This is a genomic window from Allocatenococcus thiocycli, assembly GCF_921292965.1.
Lineage (GTDB): Bacteria > Pseudomonadota > Gammaproteobacteria > Enterobacterales > Vibrionaceae > Vibrio > Vibrio natriegens.
In genome coordinates, this window is record NZ_CAKLCK010000001.1 from 181,357 (window position 1) to 199,542 (window position 18,186).

Annotated in this window: 17 protein-coding genes; 11 read left to right on the forward strand and 6 right to left on the reverse strand. The window is 45.1% G+C overall.

Annotated elements, in window-relative coordinates; genetic code table 11:
• Positions 1-31 precede the first annotated feature (31 nt).
• Positions 32-721 (forward strand): TRAP transporter small permease, encoded by a 690-nt coding sequence (locus L9Q40_RS00825; RefSeq protein WP_065296539.1) that lies wholly within the window; start codon positions 32-34, stop codon positions 719-721.
• A gap of 3 nt (positions 722-724) precedes the next feature.
• Positions 725-2,086 (forward strand): TRAP transporter large permease, encoded by a 1,362-nt coding sequence (locus L9Q40_RS00830; RefSeq protein WP_014231214.1) that lies wholly within the window; start codon positions 725-727, stop codon positions 2,084-2,086.
• Between the two features lie 39 nt (positions 2,087-2,125).
• Here L9Q40_RS00830 and L9Q40_RS00835 read toward each other — a convergent pair whose 3' ends face one another.
• The 3 genes from L9Q40_RS00835 to L9Q40_RS00845 form a co-directional block, all read right to left on the reverse strand.
• On the reverse strand, positions 2,126-2,308 hold the full coding sequence (locus L9Q40_RS00835) for a hypothetical protein (RefSeq protein ID WP_065299294.1): 183 nt from the start codon (positions 2,306-2,308) through the stop codon (positions 2,126-2,128).
• Between the two features lie 75 nt (positions 2,309-2,383).
• Positions 2,384-3,721: a sigma-54-dependent transcriptional regulator gene (locus tag L9Q40_RS00840; protein WP_014231216.1), complete on the reverse strand. Its 1,338-nt coding sequence runs from the start codon at positions 3,719-3,721 to the stop codon at positions 2,384-2,386.
• A 2-nt stretch (positions 3,722-3,723) separates the two neighbouring features.
• Positions 3,724-5,532 carry an ATP-binding protein gene (locus L9Q40_RS00845; protein ID WP_498791687.1) on the reverse strand — a complete coding sequence of 603 codons (1,809 nt, stop codon included), beginning with the start codon at positions 5,530-5,532 and terminating at the stop codon, positions 3,724-3,726.
• A 46-nt stretch (positions 5,533-5,578) separates the two neighbouring features.
• Between L9Q40_RS00845 and L9Q40_RS00850 the strand changes: the two genes are divergently transcribed.
• From L9Q40_RS00850 to L9Q40_RS00885, 8 genes are all read left to right on the forward strand, one after another.
• A complete protein-coding gene (locus tag L9Q40_RS00850; RefSeq protein ID WP_020336142.1) occupies positions 5,579-5,764 on the forward strand; it encodes a hypothetical protein in 186 nt (61 codons plus the stop codon).
• A gap of 292 nt (positions 5,765-6,056) precedes the next feature.
• Positions 6,057-7,361 carry a trigger factor gene (gene tig / locus L9Q40_RS00855; RefSeq protein WP_014231219.1) on the forward strand — a complete coding sequence of 435 codons (1,305 nt, stop codon included), beginning with the start codon at positions 6,057-6,059 and terminating at the stop codon, positions 7,359-7,361.
• 105 nt (positions 7,362-7,466) lie between these two features.
• Positions 7,467-8,093 carry an ATP-dependent Clp endopeptidase proteolytic subunit ClpP gene (gene clpP, locus L9Q40_RS00860; protein WP_014231220.1) on the forward strand — a complete coding sequence of 209 codons (627 nt, stop codon included), beginning with the start codon at positions 7,467-7,469 and terminating at the stop codon, positions 8,091-8,093.
• 70 nt (positions 8,094-8,163) lie between these two features.
• Positions 8,164-9,444 (forward strand): ATP-dependent protease ATP-binding subunit ClpX, encoded by a 1,281-nt coding sequence (gene clpX, locus L9Q40_RS00865; protein ID WP_014231221.1) that lies wholly within the window; start codon positions 8,164-8,166, stop codon positions 9,442-9,444.
• A gap of 130 nt (positions 9,445-9,574) precedes the next feature.
• Complete coding sequence (gene lon, locus L9Q40_RS00870) at positions 9,575-11,926, forward strand: endopeptidase La (protein ID WP_498791688.1); 2,352 nt, start codon at positions 9,575-9,577, stop codon at positions 11,924-11,926.
• Between the two features lie 192 nt (positions 11,927-12,118).
• Positions 12,119-12,391 carry a non-specific DNA-binding protein Hbs gene (locus tag L9Q40_RS00875; RefSeq protein ID WP_014231223.1) on the forward strand — a complete coding sequence of 91 codons (273 nt, stop codon included), beginning with the start codon at positions 12,119-12,121 and terminating at the stop codon, positions 12,389-12,391.
• Between the two features lie 203 nt (positions 12,392-12,594).
• Positions 12,595-14,454 carry a peptidylprolyl isomerase gene (gene ppiD / locus L9Q40_RS00880; protein WP_498791689.1) on the forward strand — a complete coding sequence of 620 codons (1,860 nt, stop codon included), beginning with the start codon at positions 12,595-12,597 and terminating at the stop codon, positions 14,452-14,454.
• A 187-nt stretch (positions 14,455-14,641) separates the two neighbouring features.
• Positions 14,642-14,926: a ComEA family DNA-binding protein gene (locus tag L9Q40_RS00885; protein WP_065303068.1), complete on the forward strand. Its 285-nt coding sequence runs from the start codon at positions 14,642-14,644 to the stop codon at positions 14,924-14,926.
• Positions 14,927-15,007: 81 nt separating this feature from the next.
• Here L9Q40_RS00885 and rrtA read toward each other — a convergent pair whose 3' ends face one another.
• Positions 15,008-15,559, reverse strand: a complete 552-nt coding sequence (gene rrtA, locus L9Q40_RS00890) for a rhombosortase (protein ID WP_498791690.1) — start codon at positions 15,557-15,559, stop codon at positions 15,008-15,010.
• Between the two features lie 3 nt (positions 15,560-15,562).
• On the opposite strand from rrtA, the gene L9Q40_RS00895 reads away from it, so the two are divergent.
• Positions 15,563-16,186: a tRNA-uridine aminocarboxypropyltransferase gene (locus tag L9Q40_RS00895; protein WP_498791691.1), complete on the forward strand. Its 624-nt coding sequence runs from the start codon at positions 15,563-15,565 to the stop codon at positions 16,184-16,186.
• Here L9Q40_RS00895 and L9Q40_RS00900 read toward each other — a convergent pair.
• Both L9Q40_RS00900 and yfbR read right to left on the reverse strand, forming a co-directional pair.
• Complete coding sequence (locus L9Q40_RS00900; protein WP_498791692.1) at positions 16,183-17,505, reverse strand: anti-phage deoxyguanosine triphosphatase; 1,323 nt, start codon at positions 17,503-17,505, stop codon at positions 16,183-16,185. The genes L9Q40_RS00895 and L9Q40_RS00900 overlap by 4 nt on opposite strands.
• 23 nt (positions 17,506-17,528) lie before the next feature.
• Entirely contained in the window at positions 17,529-18,113 is a 585-nt protein-coding gene (gene yfbR, locus L9Q40_RS00905) for a 5'-deoxynucleotidase (protein ID WP_014231229.1), read from the reverse strand.
• Positions 18,114-18,186: the final 73 nt, after the last annotated feature.

Here is an 18,186-nt window from a genome sequence, read left to right on the forward strand (position 1 = left end):
CAAACTTACCTGATTCGAGCGATGTACCGTTATGGAACACTCATTTTTTTCGAAAGTCGGTCAGTTTACCGACAAGGTTGAAGAAACTTTAATTGCTTTCTTCCTCGGAGCGATGACGATGCTGACATTTGTCAACGTCGTGATGCGTTACTTATTCAATGACAATATTCTTTGGGCGCTTGAAGTTACCGTTTTTCTTTTTGCCTGGATGGTTCTCGTAGGCGCTTCATACGGCGTGAAAAAGCATTTTCACATCGGTGTTGACGTGGTGATTAACTTATTACCTGAACGGTTTAGAAAAGCTTGTGCTTTGCTTGCCGTGTCATGTTGTTTGACGTTTTCAATTCTACTTCTCATTGGTTCATGGAATTACTGGTACCCGTTTGCCACAGAGCGAGCATGGTACGAGACGGATGATATTCCGATGCCAGAGATGTTGCAGTTTATGGCTGACTGGCTCAACGAAGGCGAGCGCTACGAGAAGCTGCCTCGATTTATTCCTTACATGGCACTGCCAATTGGTATGGCGTTACTGACGTTTCGTTTTGCTCAGGCAGCCTACCAAATACTGACTGGCAAGCTTGACCGTCTGATTTCCAGCCATGAAGGTGAAGAAGAGTTAGAAGCACTTAAAGAAGAGCTTAAAGATGCGGGTGATGTGATGGAACCCACGCAGGGCAAAGACAACAGCCAAGATAACAACAAGAACAAGGAGCACTAACCTATGGATATTTTATGGTTATTCTTGATGGTGATTGGCTTCATGCTGTTGGGCGTTCCGATCGCAGTTTCACTGGGCCTATCCAGTATTTTATTTTTGATGTGGCACTCAGATGCGTCTCTGGCATCGGTTGCTCAAACGCTTTTTAATGCGTTTGAAGGACACTACACTTTACTTGCTATCCCGTTTTTCATCCTCGCATCGAGCTTTATGTCAACTGGCGGCGTAGCAAAACGCATCATTCGTTTTGCAATTGCAATGGTCGGCTGGTTCCGTGGTGGTCTTGCTATGGCTTCTGTCGTGGCATGTATGATGTTTGCCGCGCTGTCAGGGTCATCACCGGCGACGGTAGTTGCGATTGGTAGCATTGTTATTGCAGGTATGATCAAAAACGGCTACTCCAAAGATTTTGCCGCAGGGGTTATTTGTAACGCAGGTACACTTGGTATCTTGATCCCACCTTCTATCGTAATGGTTGTGTATGCAGCAGCGACAGATGTGTCGGTAGGTCGTATGTTCTTAGGTGGTGTTATTCCGGGATTGTTAGCCGGTGTGATGCTGATGATTGCCATCTACATTGCTGCCCGAGTAAAGAACTTACCGAAACAACCTTTTGTAGGCTGGAAAGAAGCCATCGCAGCAGCTAAGGATGCAATCTGGGGATTGATGCTGGTAATCATTATTCTCGGTGGTATTTACGGCGGGATTTTTACACCAACCGAAGCGGCGGCAGTGGCAGCGGTCTACTCCTTCTTAATAGCAAACTTTGTTTACAAGGATATGGGGCCGTTTGCCGATAAACAGAATACTAAGCCTGCCGTGGTGAAAGTCATTCAGAGCTTTGTTCACAAAGACACTCAGCAAACGCTTTTTGAAGCCGGTAAGTTGACGATCATGCTGCTGTTTATCATCGCAAACGCGCTGATACTGAAGCATGTTCTGACAGAAGAACGCATCCCGCAGATGATCACCGAGTCGATGCTTTCTGCTGGTTTAGGTCCAATCACATTTTTGATCGTGGTAAACGTTCTGCTCTTGATTGGCGGCCAGTTCATGGAACCTTCTGGTTTGTTGATCATTGTGGCGCCACTGGTATTTCCTATCGCTATTGCTTTAGGGATTGACCCTATTCATTTGGGTATCATGATGGTGGTGAACATGGAGATTGGGATGATCACGCCGCCTGTAGGGCTTAACCTCTTTGTTACAGCAGGGGTGGCTAAAATGTCGATGATGAGTGTTGTTAAAGCGGCGTTGCCTTGGGTGGCGGTAATGTTCCTGTTCCTCATTATCGTAACGTACATTCCATGGGTTTCAACATGGTTACCGACGATGTTGATGGGGCCGGAGATTATTACCAAATAACGGGCTCAGACTCATTAATGCAAAAAGAGGTGTGACATGTCACACCTCTTCGTCTATTGATTTGTAGTCATGTCTTCTGGGCTGAGAGTTTATTCTTCGCTCGTAGCCATGCCATTTTTGTTTATTCTTTCTGCGATCCTCACCGGAGCGTCGTTCTTCCTGATAATGTCCGTCGACAACCACTGTTTCCCTAATCACAGGTATCTTCGTTTTCTCATTCATGCTTAGCGCTACCAACCATGGAACTATAAATAGTATGAGACAGGTTGACTAAAGCGACAAATGTGATGTCAGGTTTTATTTATACAGATCTTTATCAATCTGATAGCGTTGCATTTTGTCATACAGGGTTTTGCGAGGAACATTCAATTGCGTCATGGTTTGCTTAATACTGCCATTATGCTCGAGCAATGCGCGCTCAATGGCTGCTTTTTCAAACTCTGCCACTTGCTCAGCCAGGCTAGAGGAAGGAGCCGGAACCGGGCTTGTATCTCCGAGTTGAATCAATTTCCCAAGTAGCACAAAGCGCTCTGCTGCATTTCTCAGCTCTCGTACATTGCCGGGCCAGTCATGCGCCATCAATGTTGCCAGATCTTGAGACGACAAGCTCGGAGAGCTTTTTCCGTATCGAGAGGCCGCCACGAGCAAAAAGTGATGGAAGAGAGCAGGGATATCCTCTTTACGAAGTCGCAGAGGGGGTAAATCCAGTGTGACCACATTCAGTCGATAGTAGAGATCTTGGCGAAATGTTCCTTCTTCGGCGGCACGTTTTAAATCCACTTTGGTCGCCGCTATCACACGAATATCAAGGGGAAGGAGTTCGTTTGAACCTACTCGCTCAATAACCCGCTCCTGAAGAACGCGCAGTAGTCGAATCTGTGCTTGAATGGGCATGGATTCGATTTCATCCAGAAATAACGTCCCGCCTTGAGCAAATTCGAATTTACCAATCCGGCGACTTTCTGCGCCAGTAAATGCGCCTTTTTCATGGCCGTAGAGTTCACTTTCGATCAGGTTTTCCGGTACCGCACCACAGTTTACGGCGACAAAGTTGTGATTTCTGCGCAAGCTTTGTTCATGTAATGAGCGAGCGACGAGCTCTTTACCTGTACCTGTCTCACCGAACAACAAAATATCGGCATCGGTATCGGCAATGTGAGAAATCGTATCGCGTAGCATCTGGATACTGACCGTTTCGCCGATAATTCGAGGGCCGAGAGCCTGACTGGCTTTGAGTGATTGCCGTAACTTCTCGTTTTCATTCGTAAGCTGACGCTTTTCGATCGCGCGCTTGACCGTTTCAACCAACTGTTCAGGAGAAAATGGTTTTTCAATAAAGTCGTAGGCACCTTGATGTAACGCGTTCACCGCCATTGATATGTCACCATGCCCAGTAATCATGATCACTGGCAGGTGGTTGTCTCTTTGCACCAGAGTATTAAGTAGATTCATTCCTGATATGCCGGGTAAACAAATATCAGTGATAACAACGCCAGGTTCTTCTCCGTTTTTCATCGTCAGCAGAGCGGACTCTGCATCGGGGAAAAACTGTGCGTCGATATCGGCCAGTTCGAACGTCTGTTCTATTGCTAGCCTGAGATCCGCTTCATCATCAATAAAAAACACCTGACACATAATTATTCCTCTGAACCTTTTTCAGCGTGCATTGCTACAACAGGTAAACAAACTGAGAATCGAGCGCCACCCTGCGCTTGGTTGTAAGCACTTAATTGGCCGTTCATTCCACTCAATATTTGCTGTGATATGGACAGTCCCAAACCCAGGCCATTTTTCTTGGTAGTTAGAAATGGCTCACAAAGCTCGGTGAGGGAGCGTTGTCCTATCCCTGGGCCATTATCATCGATATGAACCATGATTTGATTTCGATTTTGGTCATGTTCTATCGAAAGCCAGACCTGTCTATTCTCTTGATCTTTGACCGCTTCAATCGCGTTACTCAGCAGGTTGACTAGGACTTGTTCCAGCTGAATCGTGTTGATAAAAACCTCCGCATCCTGTGCCATTAGATCGGTCGACAAATTTACGCGGGCTGACTTGAAAGCAGGCTTCATTAACTCTTTGGCAGAGGCGACGACAGGCAACAGCCGAGTTTTGGTTAGCTCAGTACCGCTGGTTTTCTTGGCAAATGAGCGCAGTTGTTGGCTGATATTCGCCATACGATCAGTGAGCGCTGAAATACGGCTTAAATTGTCTTCGACTCGTTCGAATTTTTCTTTTTGTAAGAATAGCTTACCGTTTTCCGCGAAACTGCGAATTGCCGCAAGGGGATTATTCAGCTCATGGCTAATACTTGCGGACATTTGACCCAGTACAGCGAGTTTTGCTGCCTGAACCAACTCATCCTGAGTGACACGTAGTGTTTGCTCTGCCTCTGTTCGTTGAGCGATCTCTGCTTGCAATTCCGCAGTACGAGCCATTACTTGATATTCCAGTTTTTGATTGGCTTCTTGCTGAATCAGCTCGAGTTGCAAATGGCGTTGTTGGCGGTGATAAATCAGCTGGCCGATAAGGAATAAAATGGTAAAAATGAGAGTAAGTACCAGCAGGTAACCCAAGGTTATCCAAACGATAGATTGTTTAGGTGACAATACCTTCATGGTCAGTTTTATCTCGGGAAGAGCGAGAGAAGAAACCACCAGAGTGCCTTTATTGTATGGGTAACCTTGCTTCAATTCGCTAATAGGTAGGCTCAGATCTCCGACGAAATTTAAACTACGAATTTGCGTTTCAAGATATTGTCGGCTGGCCCAAACTTGTTTTTTTTCTACCTCACTAAGCGGTTGTAAACTTTTGAGTAGCCAGTCCGTTCTGCTGCTCATGAACACAATGCCGTTAGGATCACTGGCGACAAATACGCTATCTGGTTGCTGCCAGTTATCTTCGATTTTACTCAAATCCATTTTTACGACCACAACGCCAATCACGCCGCCAGCGTAAACAATGGGAGAAGAGTAGTAGTAGCCCCGCTTACCAGACGTTGACCCAAGTGCGTAGTATTGGCTCTGCTCACCGATGATGGCTTGTTTGAAATAAGGACGAAAAGCAAAATTGCGTCCGACAAATGAATGCCTTTGCCGCCAGTTACTGGAGGCGATGGTGGTTCCCCATTGATCAATGAGATAAGTGTCGGAAGCCGCAATGACTTGATTTACTGATTCCAGGTAGCGATTCGTTACTTCAAGTTGGGCGCTATTTTTCGGGTGCAGCAATGCCTCAAACAAAGGTGCATCTTTTGCCAATAGGTTAGGAATATGAGCGTACTTATCCAATTTGTTCTTAATATGGCTAGAAAACTGTTCAAGCTGAGACTGGTGTTTATCCAGTAGCGATTGATAACTGTTTTTCCAGACCCAGTGGCCACCAACAAATGCACACAGGAAATATAAGGCGAAAAAAATCAGTAGAATACGGTTTCGTTGTGACATTCCTTCGTTCCTGACTTTGCTACTTCTTCGTAATTAAGAAATGTTAATGGCTTGTAGGTTAGATTGGGGATTTAGTTGCCAAGTCTGTGGAGTAAAACAAGAGCAAGATCTCTTTTTACGCTTTTCAATAAAAAAAGCGGTCGATTCCCTTGAAAAAGTCGCTATTGTCCCCATTCTAGATATGCCGATGTTTCTGATGCGGGTGTTTTATCGCATTTTTTACAAAAAATGAGGCAACATTCGAGAATTTAGTGCAGACAATGTCCACATAGTGGCTATTGGCTCGACAGGGTAGTAACAGATCGCTAGAATGTCGCGTCTAAAAATCTGTCTTGAGGCTAATAGGAGATACCTTTGGTGATGACACTGAAGATATCACTGATTAGTCCGGTACTGATGAACAGTATCGATACTCGATTTAAATTAGGTGCTCGGACAGAACACAACACAAGGATGAAGCGTTAACTCAGGTGAGTTACGCTCATACGCTCGGAAAACCGAGCCACTTTAGAGGTTTATATATAATGCAAGTTACTGTTGAAACGCTAGAGGGCCTAGAGCGCCGTCTAAACATTACTGTTCCAGCTGCAAACATCGAAGACGCTGTAACAGCTGAACTACGCAACATCGCTAAAAACCGTCGTTTCGATGGTTTCCGTAAGGGTAAAGTGCCTCTAAAAATGGTTGCTCAGATGTACGGCAAAGCAGTACGTCAAGACGTTCTTGGTGAAGTTATGCAACGTCACTTCATCGAAGCGATCGTAAAAGAGAAAATTAACCCAGCTGGCGCGCCAACTTTCGCTCCTGTAGAAAACAAAGAAGGTGCAGACCTAGTTTTCACAGCAACTTTTGAAGTTTACCCAGAAGTAGAGCTTAAAGGCCTAGAAAACATTTCTGTAGAGAAGCCTGTAACTGAAGTTAAAGATGCAGACGTAGAAGAGATGATCGATACTCTACGTAAGCAGCAAGCAACTTGGACTGAAGTTGAAGAAGCAGCAGAAGACGGCAAGCGCGTAAGCATCGACTTCGTTGGTTCTATCGACGGTGAAGAGTTCGAAGGCGGTAAAGCTGAGAACTTCCCACTAGAAATGGGCGCTGGTCGCATGATCCCAGGTTTCGAAGACGGTATCGCAGGTAAGACTGCTGGTATGGAGTTCGACATCGACGTGACTTTCCCAGAAGACTACCACGCTGAGAACCTAAAAGGTAAAGCAGCGAAGTTCGCTATCAAAGTGAACAAAGTTGAAGCACGTGAACTTCCAGAGCTTAACGACGAATTCGTTTCTAAGTTTGGTGTTGCTGAAGGTGGTGTAGAAGCGCTTAAAGCTGAAGTTCGTAAGAACATGGAACGCGAACTTAAGCAAGCTGTTAAGAACCGCATCAAAGAGCAAGCTCTTGACGGTCTAGTTGAGCAAAACGAAATCGACGTACCTGCTGCACTTATCGACCAAGAAATCCAAGTTCTACGTCAGCAAGCTGCACAACGCTTCGGTGGTAACCCAGAAGCAGCTGCACAGCTTCCACGTGAACTGTTCGAAGAGCAAGCTAAACGTCGCGTAGTTGTAGGTCTTCTACTTGGTGAAGTAATCAAGTCTGAAGAACTAAAAGCGGACGACGAGAAAGTTAAAGCGCTAATCGAAGAAATGGCGACTGCATACGAAGATCCATCAGAAGTTATTGCTTACTACGAGCAAAACGAGCAAATGATGAACAACATGCGTAACGTAGCGCTAGAAGAGCAAGCAATCGACGCGATCATCGCTAAAGCACAAGTTTCTGAGAAAGAAGTAGGCTTCAACGAGCTACTTAACCAGCAACAACCTGCTTAATAAGCAATATCTTGCGTAGAAGGTTGACTTCACGTTAACTATTCTGCTAACAATGGTCCGTATGATACTAATCATCCGGGCCATTTATTTTAGGGACATAAGAATATGAGCTACCAAGAAAAAAATGCAATGTCGCCAATTATGGACGCACTAGTACCAATGGTGGTTGAACAAACTTCCCGAGGCGAACGTTCTTACGACATCTATTCCCGATTGCTAAAAGAGCGTGTGATTTTTTTAACAGGTCAAGTGGAAGACCACATGGCAAACCTTGTCGTGGCTCAACTACTTTTCCTAGAATCTGAAAATCCAGATAAAGATATTTTCCTATACATCAACTCTCCAGGCGGCAGCGTAACAGCGGGTATGTCTATTTACGACACCATGCAGTTTATCAAACCGAATGTAAGCACAGTATGTATGGGCCAAGCATGCTCAATGGGTGCCTTCCTACTTGCTGGTGGTGCTCCGGGTAAGCGTTACGTTCTGCCTAACTCACGTGTGATGATCCACCAACCGCTAGGTGGTTTCCAGGGTCAGGCTTCTGATATCCAAATCCATGCTCAGGAAATCCTGACTATCAAGCAGAAGCTAAACAAGTTGTTAGCAGAACATACAGGCCAGCCACTTGAAGTGATTGAGCGCGATACTGATCGTGACAACTTCATGTCAGCAGAGCAGGCTGTGGAATACGGTATCGTGGATGCAGTGTTACGCCATCGCGGCGAGTAATTTGCCAGCGCATTTTGGCAAAAATTGATATACACTCATTCATGAAGAGTAAAGGCTAAGAGGTTAGCGAATGACAGATAAAAGCAAAGAAAGTGGCAGCGGTAAATTGCTGTACTGTTCTTTCTGCGGCAAAAGTCAGCACGAAGTTCGCAAGCTAATCGCAGGTCCGTCAGTGTACATTTGCGACGAATGTGTCGACTTATGTAACGATATAATTCGCGAAGAAATTAAGGATGTTCTCCCTAAGAAAGAATCTGAAGCGTTACCAACGCCAAAACAGATCCGCGAACACCTTGACGACTATGTGATCGGGCAAGATTACGCGAAAAAAGTGCTTGCAGTTGCGGTATATAACCACTACAAGCGTTTACGCAATGGTGATACAACGAGCGAAGGTGTAGAGCTTGGTAAGAGTAATATCCTTCTAATTGGTCCTACAGGTAGTGGTAAAACATTGCTTGCTGAGACACTAGCTCGATTCTTGGATGTGCCATTTACAATGGCTGATGCAACTACGTTAACCGAAGCAGGTTACGTGGGTGAAGACGTAGAAAACATCATCCAAAAGCTTCTGCAAAAATGTGATTACGATGTAGCTAAGGCTGAACGCGGCATCGTATACATTGATGAAATTGATAAAATTTCACGCAAAGCTGAAAACCCATCCATTACGCGTGACGTATCTGGTGAAGGTGTTCAGCAGGCACTGTTAAAACTTATCGAAGGCACGGTTGCTTCTGTTCCACCTCAAGGTGGTCGTAAGCATCCTCAGCAAGAATTCCTACAAGTGGACACGTCTAAGATCCTGTTCATCTGTGGTGGTGCATTCGCAGGCCTTGATAAAGTGATTGAACAACGTGTAGCAACAGGTACTGGTATCGGTTTTGGTGCTGAAGTTCGTTCTAAGAATGAAACCAAAACTGTCGGTGAGCTATTTACTCAGGTTGAGCCTGAAGATCTAGTGAAATACGGTCTGATTCCTGAATTCATCGGCCGTCTGCCAGTAACTACTACATTGACAGAGCTTGATGAAGAAGCGCTTATTCAGATTCTATGTGAACCGAAGAATGCGTTGACTAAGCAGTATGCAGCATTGTTTGAATTAGAAAATGCTGAGCTTGAGTTCCGTGAAGACGCACTACGCGCGATTGCTAAGAAAGCGATGGAGCGTAAAACGGGTGCTCGTGGTCTACGTTCAATTCTGGAAGGTGTTCTGCTTGAAACCATGTACGAGCTACCATCTGCAACAGATGTGAGCAAAGTGGTTATTGATGAATCAGTCATCAATGGAGAGTCAGAACCGCTGCTTATTTACAGCAACGCCGATAATCAGGCAGCTGGAGCAGAGTAAATCAAGCCATGAATAAAAAGGAGGTAAGTAATTACCTCCTTTTTTTATTTCTCTTATTGAATCCAAACAATTAGCCCCCATATACTGCCTTAAGTAATACGTTAAACGTGAAAGCGGAAGAGAGAATTATATGAACTTGGAACGTTCCGAGAGTATCGAGATCCCGGTACTACCTCTACGTGACGTAGTGGTCTACCCGCACATGGTCATTCCATTGTTTGTTGGTCGTGAAAAATCGATTAGCTGTCTAGAAACGGCGATGGAAACAAACAAACAAGTTCTGCTTGTGGCACAAAAGCAAGCGGATACAGACGAGCCAACGGTTGACGACCTATTTGAGGTAGGTACGGTAGCCACCATTCTTCAGCTTTTAAAGCTTCCTGATGGCACAGTAAAAGTACTGGTTGAAGGTCAGCAGCGTGCGAAGATTAATCACTTTAAAGAGAGTGATTTCTTCTTGGCTGAAGCTGAATTCATCGTGACACCTGAGCTGGATGAGCGTGAGCAAGAAGTTATTGTTCGTAGTGCGATCAACCAGTTCGAAGGCTTTATCAAGCTGAACAAAAAAATCCCACCAGAAGTTCTGACTTCGCTAAATGGGATTGATGAAGCCGCGCGTCTAGCCGATACCATCGCAGCTCACATGCCTTTGAAATTGGTCGACAAGCAACAGGTACTTGAGATCATCGACGTTACCGAGCGTTTGGAATTCCTGATGGGCCAAATGGAGTCGGAAATCGATCTTCTGCAAGTTGAAAAACGCATCCGTGGCCGCGTTAAAAAGCAAATGGAGAAGTCTCAGCGCGAGTACTATCTGAATGAGCAAATGAAAGCGATTCAGAAAGAGCTAGGTGAGATGGAAGATGCGCCGGATGAATTTGAAACGCTGCAGAATAAAATCGAAGAGTCCAAAATGCCTCAAGAGGCGCGCGAAAAGACAGAACAAGAGCTACAGAAGCTTAAGATGATGTCTCCAATGTCTGCGGAAGCAACAGTGGTGCGCAGCTACATCGATTGGATGGTGAGCGTTCCTTGGGCTAAGCGTTCTAAAGTGAAAAAGAACCTGGCTAAGGCAGAAGAGATTCTAAACGAAGATCATTACGGTCTGGAGCGCGTCAAAGAGCGCATTCTGGAATACTTGGCAGTACAAAACCGTATTAACAAGCTGAAAGGCCCAATCCTTTGTCTTGTTGGTCCTCCAGGTGTGGGTAAAACCTCTCTTGGCCGTTCAATCGCATCTGCGACTGGGCGTAAATACGTGCGTATGGCGCTTGGTGGTGTGCGTGACGAAGCTGAGATCCGTGGCCACCGTCGTACTTACATCGGCTCACTACCGGGTAAGCTTATCCAGAAAATGTCTAAAGTTGGGGTTAAAAACCCGCTATTCCTTCTTGATGAGATCGATAAGATGTCTTCTGACATGCGCGGTGATCCAGCATCTGCACTGCTAGAAGTTCTGGATCCTGAACAAAACAACTCGTTCAACGATCACTACTTGGAAGTAGATTACGATCTGTCGGATGTAATGTTCGTTGCGACGTCTAACTCGATGAATATCCCAGGTCCGCTTCTTGACCGTATGGAAGTTATCCGTCTTTCTGGTTACACAGAAGATGAAAAACTGAACATCGCGAAACGCCACTTGGTCGATAAACAATTGCAACGTAATGGTTTGAAACCAAATGAGATTGTTATCGAAGACTCGGCGATTGTCGGCATTATTCGTTACTACACTCGCGAAGCTGGTGTACGTAGTCTAGAGCGTGAAATTTCTAAGATCTGCCGTAAAGCGGTGAAGAATATCCTGCTGGATAAAGATATCAAGTCTGTGACCGTATCCATGGATAACCTGAAAGAGTACTTGGGTGTTCAGCGTTTTGACTATGGTAAAGCTGACGAAAGCAACCGTATTGGTCAGGTGACTGGTTTGGCTTGGACTGAAGTTGGTGGTGATTTGCTAACGATTGAAACTCAGTCTATGCCGGGTAAAGGTAAACTGACACAGACGGGTTCTCTTGGCGACGTGATGCAAGAGTCTATTCAAGCGGCCATGACAGTTGTTCGTTCTCGTGCTGAAAAGCTGGGTATCAACACCGATTTTTACGAGAAGAAAGACATCCACGTGCATGTTCCTGAAGGTGCGACACCAAAAGATGGCCCAAGTGCTGGTACAGCAATGTGCACTGCTTTGGTCTCAGCCTTAACTGGTAACCCAGTGAAAGCGGAAGTGGCAATGACGGGTGAAATCACGCTACGTGGTGAAGTTCTGCCTATCGGTGGTCTAAAAGAAAAATTACTTGCGGCACATCGTGGCGGCATTAAAACGGTACTGATTCCAAAAGACAACGAGCGTGATTTGGAAGAGATTCCAGAGAATGTTATCGCAGATCTGACAGTTATCCCGGTTCAGTGGATTGATGAAGTACTGAAAGTTGCACTCGAGCGAGACCCGACGGGCGTTGAGTTTGAAGCTAAAAAATAGTGATGTGTAGCAAAAATAAGTAAAAGTTTGCGCTGATAAGCCTAAAAAGGCTTGTCAGCGTTTTTTTTTGGGCGCTAAGTTAGTTTTGATAGCTCTCAGCCCTTTATGTATAAGGGTTGAAGCATATTTATTAATTATGGAACGAAAAGTCATCACAAAAATAATCACAGATGGCACAAAGGGGAAATTACAGTGAATAAAACTCAGTTAGTTGAACAAATCGCAGAAAATGCAGATATTTCTAAAGCGTCAGCAGGTCGTGCACTAGATGCATTCATTGAAGCAGTAAGCGGTACGCTTCAAACAGGTGACCAAGTTGCTCTAGTTGGTTTCGGTACTTTCAGCGTTCGTACTCGCGCTGCACGTACTGGTCGTAATCCAAAAACTGGTGAAGAAATCCAAATCGCAGAAGCAAAAGTGCCTTCATTCAAAGCTGGTAAAGCACTAAAAGATTCAGTGAACTAATTCATAGGGCTTTGACTCTATAAAGGCTATTTGAATAACTTTTGCTCAAACAATTCGTTTCGAACAAAAATTTACAATCTTCGGGCCGAACTTTCTTAAATTATGCGCATCATACTGATGCGCATTTCTTTTTCTGGTACTATTGCGGCATTATTTCTATTAGATAGAAGCAGTAGGCTTCAATTGTGGAGAGCAATTAAATTATGATGGATCGACTACGCGAAGGCGTGAATAGCATCGCGGTCAAAATTATCCTTGGGCTTATCATCCTGTCTTTCGTATTCGCAGGTGTAGGTAGCTACATTGTTGGTGGCACTAACAACGCAGCAGCGAAAGTTGGTAACACGGATATCCCTCGTGGCGAGTTCGAGATGGCTTACCAAAATGAGCGTAACCGCATGCAAGCTCAATTGGGTGACTACTTCTCTCAAATGCTGGCAGATCCGGCCTACGTTGAATCTTTCCGCAAATCGGTTCTTGATCGTATGATCAATGATGTGTTGCTTGATCAGCAAGCAGAAGCACTTGGTCTTCGTATCAGCGATGAGCAGGTTCGTAGCATGATTCTGGAAATGCCTCAGTTCCAGTCAAACGGCCAATTCGATCAGGAAATCTACCAAGCGTCTTTACGTCGCGCAGGTTTCTCTCCAGATACTTTTGCTGAATACATGCGTCGTGAGCTCGTTCGTGAGCAGCTGCTTAATGCTCTACAAACCAGTGAGTTCACTCTTCCTGGTGAAGTACAAGTTCAAGGTGAGCTTTTCACTCAAACTCGTGATATCCGCACTGTTGCTATCGATTTCGAAGAGTTTGCGAAAAACGTAGAACTAACCGATGAAGAAATTCAAGACTACTACAAAGCAAACCAAGATAACTTTACTCGCCCAGAGCAAGCTAAAGTGGCTTACATTGAGCTGTCTGCTGAAGCACTGAAAACACAGATCGAAGTATCTGATGAAGAAGTGCAAAAGTACTACGACGAGCACCTTGATAAATACTCTTCAGAAGAGCAGCGTCGTGTCGCTCATATTCTGGTAGAAGGTGATGATGAAGCGAAAGCTCAAGCGATTTTGGATGAGCTAAATAACGGTGCTGAGTTCGCAAAACTTGCGGAAGAAAAATCTGATGACTTTGGCAGCGCTGAAATTGGTGGTGACTTAGGCTGGATTGAGCGTGATGTAATGGATCCGGCGTTCGAGGAAGCGGCTTTCGCACTTGAGAACGTTGGCGATGTGTCAGAGCTAGTGAAGTCTGATTTCGGTTACCACATTATCAAGCTTGAAGAGCTAAAAGATTCAGTTGCAAAACCATTTGCTGATGTAGCTGCTGAAATCAAACAAGAACTGGTTGATCAGAAAGCGGTTGATAAATTCTATGAGCTACAGAATGAGCTTGAACGTGTTGCCTTTGAATACCCAGATTCATTGGACGACGCATCGAAAGCGGTAGATCAAGAAGTGAAAACGACTGGCTTTGTTTCTCAAGCGGATGCACCAGAAGTACTTCGTAACCCTGCTGTGATGCAAGCTATCCTAAGCCCTGAAGTTAAAGAAGACGGTCTTAACTCTGAAGCGATCGAAGTGGCACCTGAACACATTGTCGTTGTTCGTGTTGAAGAGGCTCGCCCTGAGACGGTTCTTCCTCTTGACGAAGTGAAAGACCAAGTGGTTACTGAACTTTCACGAGTGAAAGGTGAGCAGGGTGCACTAGAGCTTGGTACAAAAGTTGTAGCGGCTCTGAAAGAAGGCAAAACGGAAGTTCTTGCTGAAAATAACTTAGCGTTCGGCGAGAAAGAAACAGTCGATCGTCGCTCTCCGTTTGCACAGACTGTATTTGCTATGGCGAAACCAGTTGAAGGTAAGCCTGTATACGCGCAATCGAAAGATCTGGAAGGCAACGTTGTTGTTATTGAACTGGATGCGGTTAACTCTGAGCTAGATAGTGCCCTAGAGGATCAAGTAGCAATGCAGATGGAACGTTCATCTTCGCAACAAGATCTGTCTTCTGTACTGGCAGTGCTACGAGCGAATACCGACATCGAATACTTTGTTGTGAGCAACTAAGCATTAATAATGTAATTTGCATGTCAACTAAAACGGGTCGCGCAAGCGGCCCGTTTTATTTTCTGCTCAACAAACTTCAATGAATAGCGAGCTTTACCTAAATTAGTTCCGATGTTTTTACCAGCAACAATACTGAGACCATCGTTGAAATTTATATCTCAACTAATAGGGAGAGCATATGTTTAATATGAAATGGGTTTTAACTTTATTGTTATGCGTATTTGCACCGTTTGGGTTGGCAGCAGATACAACAGCGGATAAATATGAAGGAATTGAAATTACCGTAAATATCAATTCAGCGACAGCAGAAGAGATTGCAACAATGCTGAAAGGGATTGGTGACAAGAAAGCGCAAGATATTGTCGATTACCGTACCGAGCATGGCCCATTTAAAACAGTGAGTGACCTGGGGAATGTTAAGGGAATCGGAGATGCTACTTTGAAGAAAAACGAAGGTCGCATCATCCTCTAGCCACAGCTTTTGTTCATTGTGTTATCGAGTTTAGTATCCGGTTACTGTTTTTCGAGCCAAGTTTTTCTTGGCTCGGTTTTTTTACCCAAACAAACGGCGACGACTGCCTTTTTCCAGCAGTGCCATACCCAGCCCCCCAATCGTCCCAAATAGGTGGGCATCAATTGCGACGCGTGCACTAATCATTGCTGCTGTGCTTGTTGATGGGCCGTAAAGCTGTTCCCAAACCACTTTAGCTATCAAACCGCCAACGAGTAACAAGCTGCTTCTTCTGGCTTCGAACACCTCTCTCAACGCCCAAAAGCCAAACAGGCCATGCAGCACACCAGAAAGTCCCACATAGACTTTCATGTTGGTGAACAAATTCAAAGCACCGACGAAAGTACACAGCAGTAGAAAGACAATGAGGAAGTTTTTTGTACTCGGGCGGAAAACAAAGCTAATAATCCATAGTCCGGCCAAGTTCATGCCTAAATGAGCAAAGTTGGTATGAGTTAAATTTCCTGTTACGATTCGCCACCATTCACCGTGGCGAATATTATAGGCGTGCCACTCGCTCAGGCTCGCCATTGGTTCAAATTGCAGTGCTACGCAGATAACGCTGATGATAGTCAGCAAAGTATAAAGGTTCACTCTATGTCTCGTTATTGTTCTCAGTGTGGAAAATCGCGCAAAGCTTGTATTTGCTCTTGGATTGTACCGCTAGAAAGCGAAGTCGAACTTATCATTCTTCAACATAGTAGTGAAGAGCATCGGCCACTTGGTACGGCACGGATTCTAAAATTAAGCTTAGACAACTGTACTTGTTTGATCGGTGAAGATTTTTCTCAGGATGAAACCTTAAATAACTTACTGGCGGATGGCGATTATGAGCATTTGATTCTCTACCCATCGAAGCAATCCGTATGCCTGTCTGAAGTTGAAGAAGAGAAGCGTATAAACAACAAGAAAATTCGTCTTATCTTATTGGATGGAACCTGGAAGAAAGCGTACAAGATGTGGCAGCTTTCAACCAACCTACATGATTTACCAACGGTGAAGTTGCCTGCAAACCTTCAGGGTGGTTATACGATTCGAAAAGCACCTTCTCAGAACAGTTTATCGACGGTAGAAGCGGGCTTTTATGCACTAAGCATACTTGAACCTCAACAGAACTTTACGCCTCTGCTGAATGTGTTTGAAAAGATGATTGAGTTTCAAATCGCCCAGATGCCTCCGGGCGTTTTTGAAAAGAATTATCTGAAGGACAGTAACGACTAAAGCACGATCGACGAGAATAATTGTCGATGCAGTTTCTGCGCATGGCTGTCGGTCATAGCTGAAATGTAGTCAGCAATGACCCTCATTTTGTCGCTTTCAGTGTCAGCCTGACACCAAAGCTCTTTGGTGTGTATCGGAAGTAAACGTTCAGGCGCAGCCGTCAGCGCTTCAAAGATATCCATGATGATTTGTTGACCTTTGTACTCCACAATTTGCACTTGTGGAACCTGGATGACGTACTGGCTAACGAAGTGTTTCAAAACATCCAGGGCTTTTGCTGTTTGTGGCTCTAAACAAGCATTCCAAGCGAGAAGCGGACTAGTGAAGGCGACATCAACGGGCTTAATTGAAATGCTGGTCAGCAATGCATTAACCATACCTCCAATCGCGTCTTTTCGTTCATGGTGTTTACCACTGAACAGCATTTGCCCAATGGAGTCGATATGTGCCTCAAACCACGGGTCACCACAGTCGGCTAACTGGCTGGCAGAGCCTTCTTGCCATTGATGGGGCGTTACCATGCCGAGAACAATCGCATCTTCTAAATCATGAACGCCATAAGCGATATCATCGGCTAACTCCATGATGGAGCAATCAAGCGATTTAAAGCGCGTTTTGCTGTGTTCCAAGTCTGACTCTGGCTCATTGCGCATTTGGCTAAGTTGAGCTTTGTCATCGTCTGTAAGCGGCTCGAGTACCCAGTCGAACAGCGCTTTGTCGCAGTCGTATATTCCTTTCGCTGGGTACCATTCGTGTGCTTTCAGTTTTCGTTGGTGTTCTGCTGGAGCAGGTAAAACGGTTGAGCGAGTCTGGCTTATTAGGGCGGGGTACTTTATCAGGCCAAGCAGAGTTCGGCGCGACAAGTTCATGCCAAAGTGTTCTGTATACGGCTCTAGCTTGGTCACGATACGAAAGGTTTGTGCATTACCCTCAAAGCCACCATGTTCTCGCATCATGTAATTTAGCGCGATTTCACCACCATGCCCGTATGGAGGATGACCGATGTCATGCGCCAGACAGAGCGAATCTATCAGGCTATCTGATGGTAATAGATCGCGAAATTCCGCTTGTTTCTTTTTAAGCTGAGCAACGATTCCCGTTCCCAGCTGAGCCGCTTCAAGTGAATGGGTTAACCGGGTGCGGTGAAAGTCTTCTAGGCTGTTACCGTGCACCTGGGTTTTGGCCTGCAGGCGACGAAAAGCGGCAGAGTGCAGGATTCGGGCTCTGTCACGTTGGTACGGGCTTCTGTGGTCATCTCGACGGATCTTATGTTCATCGTCATGGCGTTGTTGCCATTGTGAGTGCAATTCAAATGACACGAATATCTCCTTTGACTAAGACCTTAACTGATTTCATCCAGTGACAACTCAAAGCTTGGTGCAAAGGTAGTCAGAAAGTAATCCATTTCTGGTGTGTGACGCTCTTGCAATGTCACTTCAAGTCTCTTTTTCGCTAAAGCAAACTCGTGGTTACCTGCACTCAATTCCTCTAAGCATTTCAAATAGGCGCAAATGGAATCAGCTTGCTTGACAATTTTTGCGTCTTCTTCGTGTGCGGAGTGAGAGAGAAGAAATGGGGCAAAGTCTTCATGAAACTCTTCAGGAAGCATAGACAGAAGCTTTTGCTCAGCAGCGGCTTCAATCTTTTTATACTCTTTCGCGATTTCTGGATTGTAGTACTTAACAGGCGTTGGTAAATCACCAGTCAGCACTTCACTTGAATCGTGATACATCGCGAGAAGGGCAATACGTTCAGGGTTCAGAGCGCCGCCGAACTTCTTGTTTTTGATTAACGCGAGGGCATGGGCAACAAAAGCGACTTGTAAGCTATGTTCCGAAACGTTTTCTGGTGATACAGAGCGCATCAAAGGCCAGCGTTGGATCAGCTTCATTCTTGCCAAGTGGGCGAAAAAATGGCTCTCTTTCATAGCTTTCTCCGTTTCTGGTGTAAAAAAGGAACTCACTAGGAGTTCCTCTAAGCATATGAGAGATCAGTACTAA

What these genes read in the sequence shown, in the direction of transcription:
- L9Q40_RS00825 (WP_065296539.1), top strand. Translation starts at nt 32, where the DNA reads ATGGAACACTCATTTTTTTCGAAAGTCGGTCAGTTTACCGACAAGGTT.
- L9Q40_RS00830 (WP_014231214.1), top strand. Translation starts at nt 725, where the DNA reads ATGGATATTTTATGGTTATTCTTGATGGTGATTGGCTTCATGCTGTTG.
- L9Q40_RS00835 (WP_065299294.1), bottom strand. Translation starts at nt 2,308, where the DNA reads ATGAATGAGAAAACGAAGATACCTGTGATTAGGGAAACAGTGGTTGTC.
- L9Q40_RS00840 (WP_014231216.1), bottom strand. Translation starts at nt 3,721, where the DNA reads ATGTGTCAGGTGTTTTTTATTGATGATGAAGCGGATCTCAGGCTAGCA.
- L9Q40_RS00845 (WP_498791687.1), bottom strand. Translation starts at nt 5,532, where the DNA reads ATGTCACAACGAAACCGTATTCTACTGATTTTTTTCGCCTTATATTTC.
- L9Q40_RS00850 (WP_020336142.1), top strand. Translation starts at nt 5,579, where the DNA reads ATGGCTTGTAGGTTAGATTGGGGATTTAGTTGCCAAGTCTGTGGAGTA.
- tig (WP_014231219.1), top strand. Translation starts at nt 6,057, where the DNA reads ATGCAAGTTACTGTTGAAACGCTAGAGGGCCTAGAGCGCCGTCTAAAC.
- clpP (WP_014231220.1), top strand. Translation starts at nt 7,467, where the DNA reads ATGAGCTACCAAGAAAAAAATGCAATGTCGCCAATTATGGACGCACTA.
- clpX (WP_014231221.1), top strand. Translation starts at nt 8,164, where the DNA reads ATGACAGATAAAAGCAAAGAAAGTGGCAGCGGTAAATTGCTGTACTGT.
- lon (WP_498791688.1), top strand. Translation starts at nt 9,575, where the DNA reads ATGAACTTGGAACGTTCCGAGAGTATCGAGATCCCGGTACTACCTCTA.
- ppiD (WP_498791689.1), top strand. Translation starts at nt 12,595, where the DNA reads ATGATGGATCGACTACGCGAAGGCGTGAATAGCATCGCGGTCAAAATT.
- L9Q40_RS00885 (WP_065303068.1), top strand. Translation starts at nt 14,642, where the DNA reads ATGAAATGGGTTTTAACTTTATTGTTATGCGTATTTGCACCGTTTGGG.
- L9Q40_RS00895 (WP_498791691.1), top strand. Translation starts at nt 15,563, where the DNA reads ATGTCTCGTTATTGTTCTCAGTGTGGAAAATCGCGCAAAGCTTGTATT.
- yfbR (WP_014231229.1), bottom strand. Translation starts at nt 18,113, where the DNA reads ATGAAAGAGAGCCATTTTTTCGCCCACTTGGCAAGAATGAAGCTGATC.